Source organism: Aquiflexum sp. (genome assembly GCF_041751335.1).
GTDB lineage: Bacteria > Bacteroidota > Bacteroidia > Cytophagales > Cyclobacteriaceae > Aquiflexum.
Genome location: NZ_JBGSXS010000034.1, coordinates 44313 through 60111 on the forward strand (window position 1 = coordinate 44313; position 15799 = coordinate 60111).

The window sequence follows — 15799 nt, forward strand, 5'->3', positions numbered from 1 at the left end:
AAAAAAATATCTAATCCTTCGAATCTTTCTTGAACAATTCTTTTGCCATAAACTCCTGCAATTTCCCTTGGTAAAGGGCCATATCATGGTTGTAACTGGGGACAAGGGTATTTTTTTCGGGGAAACTCTCCATGTGCAGTGTCTGAGTTGGGAACGCAAAGCGAACTCCTAAACCATTGGCCAAACTGACAATTGAAATCAAAATTTCATGTCTGCATCTCAATTCTTCGGTCCAATTGGGAACTTCGAAAAAGATATAAAACATGATGTCCTGAGAATAGGCTGAAAGGTTATTGAAATAAATATTGTAAGCGTTTTTTCTGGTATTTGGGTGATTGTCAACAATTTTTCTCAACCCTTCCACAAATACCTCAATCAATTGGGGAGGCGTATCATAGGTAATCGTCAATGTGGTATAAAATCTCCGAAAATGCCTCAGCCCATGATTGTCAATAGTAGAGTCTGCTATCTTCCCATTGGGAATATACATTACTGAATTTCGGAATGTTCTCACTCTTGTAGACCTAAATCCCACCTCCTCCACTGTGCCGTCTACATCTCCAGAAGTAATCCAATCGCCGACCTGAAAAGGTTTGTCTATAAAAATCATAATTGACCCAAAAAAATTCTTGATGGTATCCTGTGCTGCCAAAGCAAAAGCAAGCCCTCCGATAGAAAGCCCCGTAAGGAAGGGTACTATATCTACTTCCAAACCTTCTTTGAGTACAAACAAGGTACCCACAATGACCACAAAAGCTTTGAGGGTTTTTCTCAACAATGGAACCAATTGGTCATCAAGTGTTGATTCAGTCTTTTCAGCTAGCTTGCCAAAATACATGGCCACTATATCCACGATTTTGTAAAATACTATGGTAATGATCAATGGTTTAGCTGCATTCAGTACTTTTAAGGCAAAAGCCACTACTTCAATAGGAAGCTGCAAAAGCCTTATGAATAGCGAAGACATCACTACAATCAGGTAAATACTTGTAACCCTTGCCACGGGCAGCAGATATTTTTCCCCGACATATCCATAGCCAAGCTTGGCCAATGCATACAGGAAACCTTTATCAAGCAACACTGTAATGATCTTATGGGAAAGGAAAAGCAACAAAATGAGAATAAACAAGCCTGCCAATTGCCAAAAATGCAAACCTAGATAAACCTGATTCCCTAATTTGGGTAGAAAATTAAGGAGCCTATCTGTTCCAAATGGATAGGTTTCCTTATGCATCTCTTCAATCTGAGAAACTGTAAAAGCGCTGAATTTCCACTCCCCATTTCTTTTTTCTAAATATACCAAAGGAAGTTTTTTGGTATCAAAAAAAAACTTTGCCTGCTTACTATAAAGACTATCAATATAATCCGGATAATTTGGGACCTCTGAAATCCTCACATATACCCCATTTCCATCAAAAATCTGCTTCAACTTTATTGCCAATTTTTCAGCTTCAGCTTGATTGTCAGGAGAAAGCTTTAAAGCTTCCGCAGCGGTTTTTGGATCATAATTATCTTCCCTTAGGTTATAAAAAAAACTGAGCGTAGCAGTATAGGGAGTATTTAGGCTATGGAAATCTTCAGGAACGATTGGTATTTGATTTTCATCCAGAACTATCTGTCCAAAAACCTGTCCCGAATAAATCAACAATAAAAAAATAAGTGGAATCAAATATTTATTAATATACATCTCTTTTGTTCAATTTGGCGGCAAAGTTAATAATATCATTTCCATCAGGAAAATCTAAAAGAAAATTGATTTAAATTCTGACCATGCATTTAGCCTTTTAATGGAAACCGGTAAATTATATAGGAAGTCGATACTCAGAAAATTTATTGTTACTGACCACATAAATGACATATTCATTTTGTGCAGCAGAATATTTGATCTCCAGTTTTTGACTACCATCTATTGGCCTGGCTGTCAACAGATTTCCTTTGAGATCATATAGGAAAATGAATTCCTGATTCAGATCAAGGACAACAAATATGTTCTTGTCTGCTCCGAAGGAAAAAAACTGGAATTGGATATTATCTGAAAAGATATTCTTTGAAAACAATAGATTATTATCCGAGTCATAAACTGAAATTTTGTTGTATTCATGGACAGCATAGACATACCTGTCATCTTTTTGATCCTTGATCAGATGAAACTCAGTTTCCCTATCAGGTCTCAAAAGCTGATTTCTATAGGTAATTTCCCCTAAAAAATTCGCCATCACAACTTCACCGGTCTGGGTAACCGTCACCAAACGTGTTTCTTTGGCACTTCCTCTTTCCAACAAAACATAATCAGTTGCCAGATTTTCTCCTAACCTTATCGGACTTCCCAGTTCGGCATCCCCCTTTCTATTGAAAAGATACAATTCCCCGGAATTAGCCAAAGCCAACATTCTGTCACCTATTCCTGCAATCCTATGGTGAGTGGGTTTAACGGAAAGTGGGGCGTTGATTTTTTTTCCATCCCATCCCTCCAATACTTTTCCTGATTGATCTGACAAATACAAATCTCCCTCCATCGTGCTGATGAAGAACCTGTAATCCCGGCTATTGTCATAGTCCAATAAGTTAAGATGAGAAATTCTACCATGAGAAAATCTGATCGGGAAATCAGGAAGCAGATTCCCAAACCTATCTATTGCATAGATAAAATTCTTTGTGGCAAAAAGCAGTTGGAGTTTGTTGTTTTTATAATAATCGAACTGGAATATTTCAGAAATCACAGGGCCGTCGAGTTCATAAGAAAACACGAAATCCCCTTCATTTGTGATCAGGTGAATCCTGTTTTGCTCATCCTGAACTACAAATTCAAGACTTTTGTCATTAAAATTCTGAATACTTTGTGGTCCAAATATCAGTTTATCCTCAAAAGTGACGGAGGAGTTTTCCATCAAGATCACTTGCTGGTCTAGTTTTGGTTGTGAGAGATTGTAAGACAATTCCAATCTGACGGTAAGTTGATTATCAGATTTGGCCAGTTTTAAATACGTTTTATCTATTGCTTGAAATTGTGGGGAATATTTTTGAAAAAAAGATTTCCAATTTGGGGAGCTTGCGTCAAGGATATTTGGCCAAAAACGGGGGATATCCAGGACAAAATTATAAGCAGAACCGGATGAAAGATCTTCCAAGGTCTTTTTATGTTTCAGGGACTTACTCCATACATTGTCATTGCCGATATCATCGATGACTATTTTTATTGCTTTGATGCTATTCCCCAAAACAAGAACATCTCCAAACGATGCCAAATAGGTATTGTCGAAACCTAAAAAATTTCCATTAAATAAATGCGCCGGAAATTCTTTGGTAGTAATAATTAGAATATCTTTTCCTCTATAACTATCTGTAAATCTGGATACAGCCCCATCGATTTCAGAACCAAAAGCGAATTTTTTCAACAAATCTATTTGCCGAAGCGAATCTTTGGACCTGAGAAAAAGCAATTTATCCTGCGGTTCTTGATTCAATTTCTCCAAATACACCATACCTAGATGTCCAGTTAGGTTATCTAAAAATCCTTCATTTATGAGTAAGTTATCAATTTCACCCATAACTGTGCTTTTGAATGTAAATTCTGTTTCCAGCAAATTGGAAATCTGATGAATATCCTCTAACTGGTATTGAAAATAAGCTGCCGTTCTATTGGAAATAAAGTCTTTGAAGGATGTAATGGCGGCTTGAGGATTAACTGAGAATCCTATGTTGGGTTTTTCTCCAAGTATCGCCAATCCCTCCAGTAAAATCTGACTTTTGGTAAACTTCAGTTCAAGATTTGCTGAAATCTTATTATGGAAAAAATCATCCAAACCTGAATGATTGGGTCCCCTGGTAACTACTTTGACAAAATTGCTCAAACCATCGCTCCCAAGTCTGAGTACACCCAGATCATGAGGTGTGGGCAGAGCTTTGATCAGATCTTTATGCTTTTCTTTGAATCCGCCCAAAGCATCATTCTGGGAATGTCTGATCGCATCTTCGACCAAGAATGAAGTAAAACTTAAAATCTGCAGATTCCCTACACTTGCATAGGTCAGTTCCTTATCATTTTCCTTATCTCTATATTCCTTGACAAGGACACTACTATAATTCCTGGAGGAAATGGAAACTGACGCTTTCAAATTTTTTTCAAGTTGGCTGACCAATCCAAAATCTGCATCGGGTGGCAAAGCGAGAATAAACAAAAAATCGAATTCCTCTTTTCCAACAGGATGTAATGAAATCGAAAACTGATTTCCCTTGAGGTATCTCTCAAGATTTCCGGACTTTCCTACAAGACTATCCAAAACCAAAAGACTATTCTCTGCCTGCTGAAGCGCTGGAATACCTGACAATTTGCCCCAAATCGGTTGGGTGACCATTTGATTCCAAGCCATGACTGCCTGGTAAGTTTCAAAAACCAAAACAGCATCCGCAGATACCAACTCAAGAGCATTCCTTGTTTTTTCCTGGAAAAAAATTTTATAGGCAAAAAATCCCCCAATTCCGAATACAAGCAAAATGAGAAGAGCAATTATAATTTTTTTCACTTTCAAATGGGATAGTGGCGGGGTGGGATCAAAACTGAATAGACAAAAAAACAAAAAATCCCGATATAAAACCGGGATTTTGATTATAATCGTTTAGAATTTTACTTGCTGGAGATTTTATCCAATACACTCATCACCTCTTTGACATGTCCTCTGGAAACTTCCATTAATGCCTTTTCCGCTGAATTGAGATCAAGCTCCAACACTTTTTCAACCCCATTTCTACCTAATATCACAGGGACCCCAAGATAACAATCATCAATTCCATACTCGCCATCCAACTTAATACAAACAGGGAATACCCTTCTTTGGTTTTTCAAAATGGATTCAACCATTTGTGCGGCCGCTGCACCAGGTGCATACCATGCAGAAGTACCCATTAGTTTCACCAATTCCCCACCACCAAACTTCGTTCTTTCGATTATAGCATCCAGTTTGTCCGCATCTATCAGTTCAGTTACCGGAATACCGGCAACAGTGGTATATCTAGGTAGTGGAACCATGGTATCACCATGGCCACCCATGAGGATTGCCTGGATTTCCTTGGAGGAAATATTAAGTTCTTCTGCAATAAATGCTCTGTATCTAGCTGTATCAAGTATTCCGGCCATTCCAAGTACTTTTGTTCTTGAAAACTTAGAAGTGATATGAGCCTGATATGTCATCACATCTAGGGGGTTTGAAACTACTATGATAATGGCATTTGGTGAATGTTTCACCACATTTTCTGTAACTGACTTCACGATACCTGCATTGGTCTCAATAAGATCGTCACGGGTCATACCTGGCTTCCTTGGCAAGCCTGAGGTGATGACTACTACATCTGAATTTGCGGTTTTACTGTAATCATTAGTACTCCCAATTGTCCTGCTATCGTATTGATTGATTGGAGCTTTTTGCCAAATATCCAAAGCTTTACCTTCGGCTATACCTTCTTTGATATCAATCAATACAATTTCTTCCGCAATCTCTCTGTAAGCCAATACATCTGCGCATGTAGCACCTACATTTCCGGCACCTACTACTGTTACTTTTGTCATAATTATATGATTATTTTAAGTTTTATATTTTGATTTCAAAGTGGCGCTAAGTTATTAAACAAAGCCTGTTTTATAAAGCAATCCCAGTGATTACTTCATTGAGTGCCCCCAAGTATTTGCTAATCGGTATAGATAAATAGATAAAGAAATAATTTATTTAAAAATCATCTTGTTGAAGTGTCAAACATCTCTCCCAAATTAAAGAAACCGAATGAACTTTTGTAAGACTTAAACAATCTTATATTGTTTTCATTATAAAATTCGGCAAGTGAAGTCATCATCTTTGCCGTGATTTTGGGATTATTATCAAAAATTTCATGAATAGCAAAATGAGGGATTACAAGTAACTCTGACTGTTCTGAATAGACCACCGCTGTATAAATCCTTTTGGTATTCTCCAGCAAAGAGTTCTCTCCAAAAGCTTCCATTTTTCTCACTTCTTTTATTACCTCAAAATCATCTTTAATATCCAGCGTCAAGTTAACAAGACCTGATTTGACCACGTAGAAAGCATGGCTAGGATCACCCCTGAAAAATATCACCTCATCTTTAACATATTTCCTGTAATGGATAGCTGATAGAAAGCGCGCCATTTCAGAGTTTTTTAGTTTTTCAAAAAATCTGATTTGTGAAAGGAATTGGAAAGTCTCCAAGTCTGATGAACTAAATGTCTTTGAAAAAGGATTAATCATGATGTTACTTTTTTAAAATACAAAACCTTTTTGGTGGATGGGGTGCATTTGAAATGATCCCCGATCCGGAAACCTATCAACCATGCTATCTCATCACCTGAGAGTAGAACCAACACCTGCTTTTTTTTGATCATCGGCACCTTCAAATCTACTAATAAATCACTGATTTTTTTATCTTTATCCATTCCCAATGGCACCATCCTGTCTCCTTGTTCCCATTTTCTGACAGTTAGTGGGAATTTAAGTTTCTCAAAATCCAGCATGGCATTTTCCGTAGATTTCTCAATTTCAAAATCAGTCCCCAATTTCAGGATATCAAACTTCTTTGATCTGAGGTTCAATTCTATATCATAGATTTTTACTTTTAAAGGTTCCCATTCGAAATCATTTTTTCCAAGAATGAAAAAGTCCCTGTCCAAATTCAACATATAGTCCCCTGCATAAAATGTTTTTCCCGGTTCTCCAATTTCGACTGATTTTATTACATCCTCCACATCAAAATATGAAAAGCCAAAATCCCGTAACCAATAATACAACATCGATTGCCTACCTGACAAATTCTTTATGCTGACAATTTCGAGATATTGATATCCTCCTTCCAAACGAACATGTTGATCTCTCCACAATCCAAATAGATCAAAAAAAGCTTTTCCAGTATCCTTCAATCTTTTAAAACTCATTTCAAGTACCTGAAGACCGTTGGGAAAATCCTCACTTAATGTAGGCAAAACTCGGTTTCGCAATAGATTTCTTTTATAATCATTCGTATCATTACTGCTGTCATTTCTCCAAGCAAACCCGTTTTCCTCCATAAATGTCCTGATCTGAGACCTTGAAAAAGGCAGTAAGGGCCTGATTATTATCCCTCTTTTTTCCGCCATTCCATATAATCCTTCTATCCCCGTCCCCCTCAATAGGTTGAGAAAAATGGTCTCTATCTGATCCTCAAATTGGTGTGCCACCAAAACACCTTCGTATCCGTTTTCTTTGGTCACCTCCTCAAACCAATTATACCTAAAATCCCTTGCTGCCATCTGAGTGGATTTTCCAGTTGATTTCAAAAATTCTTTATTGGTTTTGGTCACAAATAGGGGAACCTTCCATTGGGCCGCAATATTTCTCACGAAGGCTTCATCTCCATCACTTTCCTTTCCTCTCAGTTGAAAATTAACATGTCCCAAGGAAAAATTGATACCCAATTCATGCAGTAAGTGCCCCAAACAAACGCTGTCAATTCCCCCGCTAATTGCCAAAAGGTACGTTTTATTTAAATCCAAAAGATTTTTCGAACGTATATGAATTTTAAAAAGGTCTTTCATAAATCAAAAATACCATTTTTGATTAATTTTGGGATCGATTTCAAACCAAATGATCAAAAACATCTATTTTCTAGTCACCCTTATTTTTCTGCTTTTTGTACAAGCCTCCCAAGCTCAGAATACGTTGGAAATCCAACAGGCTGACCTCCTTCAGGGTGCCGGAGGTTTTGAGAGACTCCTCCATAATGTGAGAATGAAGCACCAAAATTCTCTAATTTATTGTGATTCTGCTCATTTCTACCGAAATGAAAACAAAGCCATACTCTATGGAAACGTAAGGATTGTTGATCAAAATGATCCGATTACTACCAATAGTAGGTATGCTGAGTATGACGGAAATACCAAGATCGCCAAACTCAGAAATAAGGTAGTTTTTAAAAATGAATCAACGACGCTATACACAGAATTTCTGGATTATGATCGGACAACCGGTATAGCAAATTATTTCAACGACGGCAAAGTCGTGGACAGTACCAATGTTCTTACCAGTAAAAACGGAGTTTACGAAACATCTATTGAGAAAATCACTTTTACAGAGGACGTGATTCTTGTAAACCCAGACTACACTCTAAGAACAAACTTTTTGATCTACAGGACAGTTCCCAAAACATCAGAAACGGTAGGTGTCACCAATATCATTTCAAAAGAAGGCGACAAGCTTAACGCACAAAAAGGAAGCTTTTATGATACAGAGAATAAGATTTTCAGGTTTTACGATGGAGATGTTGAGACTGAAACCAGTAAAGTATATGCAGAAACCCTTTTTTATGATGAAAACCAAAAGTATTACGAAGGAAAAATCAATGTCAGTGTTTTAAATAAAGAAAGGGAAATAGAGATATTTGGTGAAGAGGGGAAATATTGGGAAGACCGGAAATACAGCCTTGTATACGGAAATGCGTTGGTCCAGAAATATTTTGAGGCAGACACCATGTATATGATAGCCGACACACTTATTTCCCAAGACAGCGAAAAGGCAGAAGGAAGGCATTTGTTGGCTTTTAACAATGTCCGTTTGATTAAATCTAGCCTACATGGACGCTCAGATTCCTTGGCTTACATTTATGCTGATTCCACAATCCATCTTTATCAGGATCCGATCCTTTGGGATAACAAAAGTCAAATTTCAGCAGACAGCATCAGGTTTTTGATAGCCAATGAAGAAATTGACCGGGTATATCTCAATCAGAAAGCCTTTACGATCACCCGGGACACTATTGGAAATTTCAATCAAATGAAAGGCCGGAAAATGACTGGTTATTTTAAAGAACAGAAAATGAGTAAGCTTCACATACAGGGGAATGGTGAATCCATCTATTTTGATCTCATAGGTGATTCAACACTTCGAGGGATGAACAAAATGCTCTGTGCCAACATCATTATGTTTTTTGACAATGGAAACTTGGTTAAAACCAATTGGCTTGTAAAACCGGAAGGATCCTTCAAACCTCCCCATATGTTGGAAGATGACGAGCGGGAATTGGAAGGGTTTAAATGGAGAGAAAGTGAAAAACCGAGTATGGAAGTGATTTTTTCATGGAGAACACCCAGAAAAAGAGAAGAAAATCAATTTAATTTTTTTAATGAGCCAGAGGCTATAGTGCCCTACCCCAAAGAGGAAGAAATACAAAAATTAATAAAGGAAAAACTTAAATCAGGGGAGTAACCTTTGGATAATTAACTATACGGTAAAATTAAAATCTCTAACAACGGAGACACATAAAAAAAATTTCATAAAGGTTAACAAATTTTAACCGCGAATGTGTTAATAGTTCAAACCTATTTGGTATTTTTATACGTACAAAAGAATGAATTGCATCAAAACAGTTATCGGCCTATTGAAAAAAAATTTACATGAAAAAAATTTTCGTACTTTTTGCACTCACCCTTATGCTCCTTCCGATATATTCGGAAGCACAGGTGCGTGTGTTATCCGAAAATATTGAATTCAATGGAAAGATAGGTACCGCTCAGCGCAAATCTCTTATTATTCAAAATCTAAGTACCCAACCTGTTGGCTACAGTCTCAAATTCCTACGTGGAAATATCGGGTCTTCACAAAACATAAAACTTTGCATTGCTGACAAATGCCTCGATCCGAAAAGGGAGATGGCAAAAATCCAGTTAATGCTAGCCCCAGGGGAAATATTTACAGATATGTATTTGGAGTTTGATTTAGGTATTACAGAGACCAAGGGGAATTTTGACCTTCATTTTACCAATACAGAAAATATCAGGGATGTTTTTGTCATTGAAGCCGTATATGAAGTATTCAATCCCAGTGTTGAAGAAACCAACCATAAGGACATTTCACTAGGCAGTGTTTATCCCAATCCTAGTAATAGGATTGCCCAAATAGATTATGAATTCAAAAATCCAAAAGCATTAGCAAAAATCACAATCAATAGCTTCATAGGTAATCCAGTGGCTGAATACCGATTAGACCCAGCCACAAAAAGTCTTGTCATTAACGTGGCAGACCTCCATCCAGGTGTTTATTTTTATACCTTATTTGTTGACAACAAAAATATAGTTACCAAAAAACTCGTTGTCAAGAAGTAAGCAGACCCTACGGATATCGATAAATTGGATTAGTATGAATATTCCCTTATATTTGCGCCTCGAAAAATAATGAAAAACCTTACTCCATTAATTCTCCTTTTGTTCTCATTGGCAACTTCTTCTTGTGGGCAATTCTATAAATTAGAGAAAAGCACTAATTGGGAAGAACTCTACGAATCCGCCAATACGTATTACAATGCCGGAGAATATAGCAAAGCAATAATTTTATACGACAAGGTCCTTCCCGTTATTAGAGGTAGTGAGAAAGCAGAACTTGCAGATTTCAATTATGCCTATAGTCATTTTAGAATGAAAAGGTATATTGAAGCCGCGGGTTACTTCAATACATTCTACCAAACTTACAATAGAAGTCCGCTTGCAGAAGAAGCATTATTTATGAATGCTTATTCACTGTATCTTGATGCACCGGATTATAATCTTGATCAAAAAAGCAGTCATGATGCAGTAAATGCCATTCAACTGTTTATCAGTAGATTTCCAGAATCAGATTCCTTCGAAAGGGCTACTGCGATGATCGATGACCTTCAGATAAGATTTGAAGAAAAAGCCTATCAGGAATCCTTGCTTTATCTGAAATTAACAGAAGGATTATATCCAGGAGAATTTTATCGGGCTTGCATTATCAATTTCCAGAATTTTGCAAAAAATTACCCTGATAGTAAACACAATGAAGAATTGGGATTCAAATTAGTGGAAGTAACCTTGGCTTATGGTGAGCGAAGTGTCTTTGACAAAAAGGAAGAAAGGCTTAATGATGTGTCCAAATATGCGGATCAGTTTAAAAGAAGATATCCTGAAAGTAAATATTTAGGAAGCATAGAAACATTGATCAAAAAATCCCAAACTGAACTTGTAGCTCACCTAAAAGTAAAAAAGGAATATGAGGAACAATTGGCAAAAGCCAAATTAGATGCTGATGCAGCCAAAATAAATCAACCTGAAGCTACTACAGAATTAACAACAGAAATTAAAAATAACTAATCATATTATGGCAGTTAATCCATCAATTATCACAAGGGATTTGGATAAAGTTTCCGACCCAACTGGCAACCTTTATGAATCTATCCACATTGTCTCCCAAAGAGCAAAGCAGATATCTTCAACCATGAAGGAAGAGTTGAACAACAAACTTTCTGAATTTGCTTCTACTGTAGATAACCTTGAAGAGGTTTTTGAAAATAAAGAGCAGATTGAAATCTCCAAATTCTATGAAAGAATGCCAAAGCCTACAAATTTGGCAATGGAGGAATTTATGGAAGGAAAATTATATTACAGACATCCTGACACAACACCTGAAGGAGAATAATGCAACTTAGGGGCAAACGGATTTTACTTGGTATTACGGGTAGTATTGCAGCATATAAAACTGCAAGCCTCACACGTTTATTGGTCAAAGAAGGAGCGGAAGTACAGGTTATCATGAGTACTTCCGCTCTTGATTTTATTACGCCCCTAACTTTAGCCACACTTTCCAAAAATCCGGTACATCATCAATTTTATGATGCCAAAACAGGAGTCTGGACCAATCACGTTGATTTAGGTCTCTGGGCTGATTTATTTTTGATTGCCCCAATTTCAGCAAATACCTTATCCAAATTGGCAAATGGAATTTGCGACAATCTCATGGCTGCCATATACCTCTCGGCGCGATGCCCGGTGATGGTTGCACCCGCCATGGATTTGGACATGTACCAACATCCCTCGGTCAGAAAAAATCTTGAAACCATCCTTTCATTCGGCAATATTATTCTCGACGCAGAGGAAGGAGAGCTTGCAAGTGGTCTTTCGGGACTGGGAAGAATGATGGAACCTGAACATATTCTTGAACATGTCATTTCCCATTTTTCAAAAAAACAGGCCTTCAAAGGAAAGAAAGTATTGTTGACGTCCGGACCTACTCAGGAAGCCTTAGATCCAGTACGATTTATCAGTAATCATTCCTCCGGTAAAATGGGTGCAGCTTTGGCAGATGCATTTGCTTCCGAAGGCGCTGAAGTTCATCTTGTTCTGGGAGTTGGTGCAAAAAAGCCCAACAATCCTAATATCAGAATTTATCCGGTACGCAGTGCAAAGGACATGCATCAAGCTGCAGCCAATCTTCATCCTAAAATGGACATCAGTGTATTCGCTGCTGCTGTGGCAGATTATGCCCCACGAAATGCCGCCACTGAAAAAATTAAAAAAGAAGGTGAAGGAATGACCTTGGATTTGGTTAAAAATGTGGATATCGCCCTTTCATTAGGTAAAGAAAAACTTCCCCATCAAATCCATATCGGCTTTGCACTTGAAACGGAAAATGAAGAATTCCATGCCAAATCTAAACTTGAAAGAAAGAATTTTGACCTGATTGTCCTCAACTCAATGAAAGATACTGGCGCCGGCTTTCAGTTGGATACCAACAAAGTAAGTCTCTTTTTTGCTGACGGTATATCAGTGGTTTCTGAAGTACTCCCCAAAAAACAAATAGCAGAAATGATCTTGGAAGGGATAAAAAATCTTCCTGTTAAAATCTGACTACTGAATTATCGTTATCTTTAAAGATAAAATTCAATATGCGGATATTCTTAATTACCCTTTTTTTCTTTTTCACCCTCATTCAAGGATTCAGCCAAGAATTGAATTTCACGGTCATCATCAACAGTGACAGGGCAAGGACCCAAGAAACTGCCATTTTTGAAGACATGAAAGTCAATTTTGAGCAATTCCTAAATGGCAGGTCTTGGACAGGTGACCAATTCCAACCCACAGAAAGGATCAAAGGAAACATGCTGATCACCATCAGCGACATGCCTCAAGTTGGATTTTATAATGCGACGGTTCAGGTCCAAACTGTCCGACCGGTATTTGGAACCAATTATGAATCACTCGTCATGAACTTCATAGACCGCAACTGGTCTTTTGAATTTATTCTTTCTCAACCTTTGGAGTTCAACAGATTTTCTTTTCTCAATAATATAAGTTCTTTACTAGCCTACTATGCCTATATTTCGTTGGGATTTGACTATGATAGTTTTGCTTTGAGAGGGGGAGATTCATACTTTGAAATCGCCAATACCATAGTCAACAATGCCCAACAAACCCAAAGGCCGGGATGGGGCTCCAACCCAAATGATAGAAGAAACCGATATTGGTTGATCAATGATATTTATACATCTTCTGTCTTTGCTCCAATAAGGGAAGCTGTCTACCTCTACCACAGAAAGGGCCTAGATATTATTATTTCCAACCCACAAGAAGCCTACAAGAATATAGTGGAAGCCATACGTTTGGTGGTACAGGCAAACCAAGCCCAGCCCAACAGTATATTCACTATTGCATTTATTGATGCCAAAGGCGATGAAATCAGCAAGATTCTTAAAAATGCCCCAAAAGAAATCCGAGAAGAAGCAGTGGAACTGCTATTGAAGGTAGATCCAAATAATGCAAGAAGATACAATGATCTCCTCAAGGGTTAAGATCAATTTTTATTAGATTTGTCAGTCTTTCCATTTTAAATAAATCATGCTCAAATCCCTAACCATTACCAATTATGCTTTGATCCAAAGTCTGGAAATGGAACCAAATATATCTCTGAACATGATCACCGGCGAAACAGGTGCCGGTAAGTCCATTATGCTGGGGGCAGTAGGACTTTTATTGGGAAACAGGGCGGATACCAAGGCCTTGCTTGACATGGACAAAAAGTGTGTCGTTGAAGGAAATTTCTCTATTCAAAATTATGGATTGGAAGATTTTTTCAAAAAGGAAGACTTGGATTTTGAGAAAGAATCAATTATACGAAGAGAAATAAGCCCCTCAGGAAAATCACGGGCATTTATCAATGATACCCCGGTAAAGTTGGAAACACTCAAAGACCTAGGGAAATTTTTGATGGATATTCATTCCCAACACGATAACCTTCAGATAGGCGAAGGAGAATATCAGCTTGGTTTGGTAGATGCATTTTCAAAGAGTATAATAGAAAAATCAGCCTATAACGCTGCATTTAAGATTTTTCAAGAGAAGAAGAAAGCATTAGATAAATTATCCCACGAGGCTCTTGAACTCAAAAAAGAAGCTGATTTCAATAAATTCCAATTAGAAGAACTTTCTGGTTTGAGATTGGTGGAAAGTGAACAGGAGGAATTGGAAAATGAACAGGAGATCCTCGAAAATGCAGAGGATATCAAATCCAAAATCCAAGAGATACTTTCTCAGTTGGAAAATGAAGAATTTGGTGGATTAAAGACATTGGCATTGGCCAACCAAGGCATTCTCCAATTGACCAGATTTGCCCATAAATTTGAACCCTATGGTGAAAGGTTCAAAAGTGTTTTGATCGAGTTGAAAGACATTGCTGCAAGTTTGGAGGCAGAAGATGCACTCATTGAAGTGGACTTTGAGAAACTGGAAACGATAAGGGAAAGGTTGAGCAAAATCTATCACCTTCAACAAAAACATGGAATTGATTCCGTCGAAGGATTGATGGTGTTGGAAAGGGAATTGGCCGACAAGGTCTTTCAGGTGGAAAATCTTGATGATGCGTTGGAGAAGCTTCAAATAGAAAAAAATCTGGCAGAGAAGGATTTACTTGAAAAAGGTGACTTATTGTCAAAAAGGCGTATTGCTTCCTTTCAGCCTTTTTCAAAGGAACTTTCCTCACTACTTCATCAACTGGGTATGGAGAACGCTCAAATTGAATTTACCAATGAGAAAACCCAACCAACAAAAAATGGGCTTGATAAAATAGATATCCTTTTTTCAGCCAACAAAGGGGTCAAACCACAAGTCCTTAAACAAGTAGCTTCCGGTGGGGAGTTTTCCCGTTTGATTTTCGCCATCAAATACATCATGGCAGATAAAATGGCTCTTCCTACACTAATCTTTGATGAAATTGATACAGGAGTCTCTGGTGAAGTTGCACTGCAAATGGTCCGTATGATGCAGGAAATCGCCAAAAAGCATCAGGTAATCTGTATCAGTCACCTCCCCCAAGTTGCCGCCAAAGGCGATCAACATTACTTTGTCTACAAGGACAGCAGTTCCGAAAAAACCATAAGCAAGATCAAGTTGCTTCAAGGAGAAGAAAGAATCCTGGAAATCGCCAAAATGATAGCCGGAGAAAAACCATCCAATACTGCGTTTGAAAGCGCCAGGGAGTTGTTGGAGAGGTAGGAAGTTGACAAAGAAGCGCTATTTGATTTTTCTTGGATGCTTTTCTAAGGATCGATAGTGTCAAAGGCTTCTCCTTGTCATTTCGACGGCAAGTCTAGTCCGCCGTGGTGGAAGAAATCTGTCCAGCCTTTAGATATCCAGACCTCTAATTTCGGACCAATGACGTAATCGAAGCGGGCCCGTCACCCTGACGAAGGAAGGGTCTCATGTGGATCAGAAAATGAAAGATATAAACATAAAAAGAACCTTTGGAGATCCCTCGTGCCTACCAATGACAGATTTCTTAACTGCCGTCACCCTTCTCCCGATCGGATATCGGGAGAAGGGTCTCTCGAGGATCAGGAAATGTATTATAAACATAAATAGGACCTCTGGAGATTCTTCGTACCTCAGAATGACGGCTGCCTAGGGGGTAACTTGATGTCATTCCTTTTCTGAACATTTTAAAAATGTTGGGGACTCGGGATGACGAGAAACCCAATGTCATT

Annotated in this window: 13 protein-coding genes; 7 read left to right on the forward strand and 6 right to left on the reverse strand. The window is 38.0% G+C overall.

Translation table 11 applies throughout. The features are described 5' to 3' along the window. Window positions 1-10: 10 nt before the first annotated feature. The 5 genes from ACEW8U_RS01900 to tilS form a co-directional block, all read right to left on the reverse strand. Window positions 11-1687 carry a mechanosensitive ion channel family protein gene (locus tag ACEW8U_RS01900; protein ID WP_373520342.1) on the reverse strand — a complete coding sequence of 559 codons (1677 nt, stop codon included), beginning with the start codon at window positions 1685-1687 and terminating at the stop codon, window positions 11-13. A gap of 115 nt (window positions 1688-1802) precedes the next feature. Beyond that, entirely contained in the window at window positions 1803-4523 is a 2721-nt protein-coding gene (locus ACEW8U_RS01905; RefSeq protein ID WP_373520343.1) for a hypothetical protein, read from the reverse strand. Between the two features lie 101 nt (window positions 4524-4624). Then, entirely contained in the window at window positions 4625-5563 is a 939-nt protein-coding gene (mdh, locus tag ACEW8U_RS01910) for a malate dehydrogenase (RefSeq protein ID WP_373520344.1), read from the reverse strand. A gap of 164 nt (window positions 5564-5727) precedes the next feature. Next, entirely contained in the window at window positions 5728-6255 is a 528-nt protein-coding gene (locus ACEW8U_RS01915; RefSeq protein ID WP_373520345.1) for a Crp/Fnr family transcriptional regulator, read from the reverse strand. Further along, entirely contained in the window at window positions 6252-7508 is a 1257-nt protein-coding gene (gene tilS, locus ACEW8U_RS01920; RefSeq protein ID WP_373520346.1) for a tRNA lysidine(34) synthetase TilS, read from the reverse strand. The genes ACEW8U_RS01915 and tilS overlap by 4 nt, the downstream gene beginning before the upstream one ends. Before the next feature lie 115 nt (window positions 7509-7623). Between tilS and ACEW8U_RS01925 the strand changes: the two genes are divergently transcribed. The 7 genes from ACEW8U_RS01925 to recN all read left to right on the forward strand — a co-directional run bounded on the left by ACEW8U_RS01925 (window position 7624) and on the right by recN (window position 15311). Continuing rightward, window positions 7624-9240, forward strand: coding sequence for an OstA-like protein (locus ACEW8U_RS01925; protein ID WP_373520347.1), 1617 nt, complete (start codon window positions 7624-7626; stop codon window positions 9238-9240). A gap of 188 nt (window positions 9241-9428) precedes the next feature. After that, window positions 9429-10136, forward strand: coding sequence for a T9SS type A sorting domain-containing protein (locus ACEW8U_RS01930; protein ID WP_373520348.1), 708 nt, complete (start codon window positions 9429-9431; stop codon window positions 10134-10136). 69 nt (window positions 10137-10205) lie between these two features. Then, window positions 10206-11138: an outer membrane protein assembly factor BamD gene (locus ACEW8U_RS01935; protein WP_373520349.1), complete on the forward strand. Its 933-nt coding sequence runs from the start codon at window positions 10206-10208 to the stop codon at window positions 11136-11138. A 7-nt stretch (window positions 11139-11145) separates the two neighbouring features. After that, window positions 11146-11463 carry a DNA-directed RNA polymerase subunit omega gene (locus ACEW8U_RS01940; protein ID WP_373520350.1) on the forward strand — a complete coding sequence of 106 codons (318 nt, stop codon included), beginning with the start codon at window positions 11146-11148 and terminating at the stop codon, window positions 11461-11463. After that, complete coding sequence (gene coaBC, locus ACEW8U_RS01945) at window positions 11463-12671, forward strand: bifunctional phosphopantothenoylcysteine decarboxylase/phosphopantothenate--cysteine ligase CoaBC (RefSeq protein WP_373520351.1); 1209 nt, start codon at window positions 11463-11465, stop codon at window positions 12669-12671. Before ACEW8U_RS01940 ends, coaBC begins: the two co-directional genes overlap by 1 nt. Window positions 12672-12709: 38 nt before the next feature. Beyond that, window positions 12710-13612: a DUF4835 family protein gene (locus tag ACEW8U_RS01950; RefSeq protein ID WP_373520352.1), complete on the forward strand. Its 903-nt coding sequence runs from the start codon at window positions 12710-12712 to the stop codon at window positions 13610-13612. A 46-nt stretch (window positions 13613-13658) separates the two neighbouring features. Next, window positions 13659-15311: a DNA repair protein RecN gene (gene recN, locus ACEW8U_RS01955; RefSeq protein ID WP_373520353.1), complete on the forward strand. Its 1653-nt coding sequence runs from the start codon at window positions 13659-13661 to the stop codon at window positions 15309-15311. 283 nt (window positions 15312-15594) lie between these two features. On the opposite strand, the gene ACEW8U_RS01960 is transcribed toward recN, so the two are convergent. Beyond that, the coding region (locus ACEW8U_RS01960; protein ID WP_373520354.1) for a hypothetical protein at window positions 15595-15799 on the reverse strand (205 nt) is incomplete at its 5' end.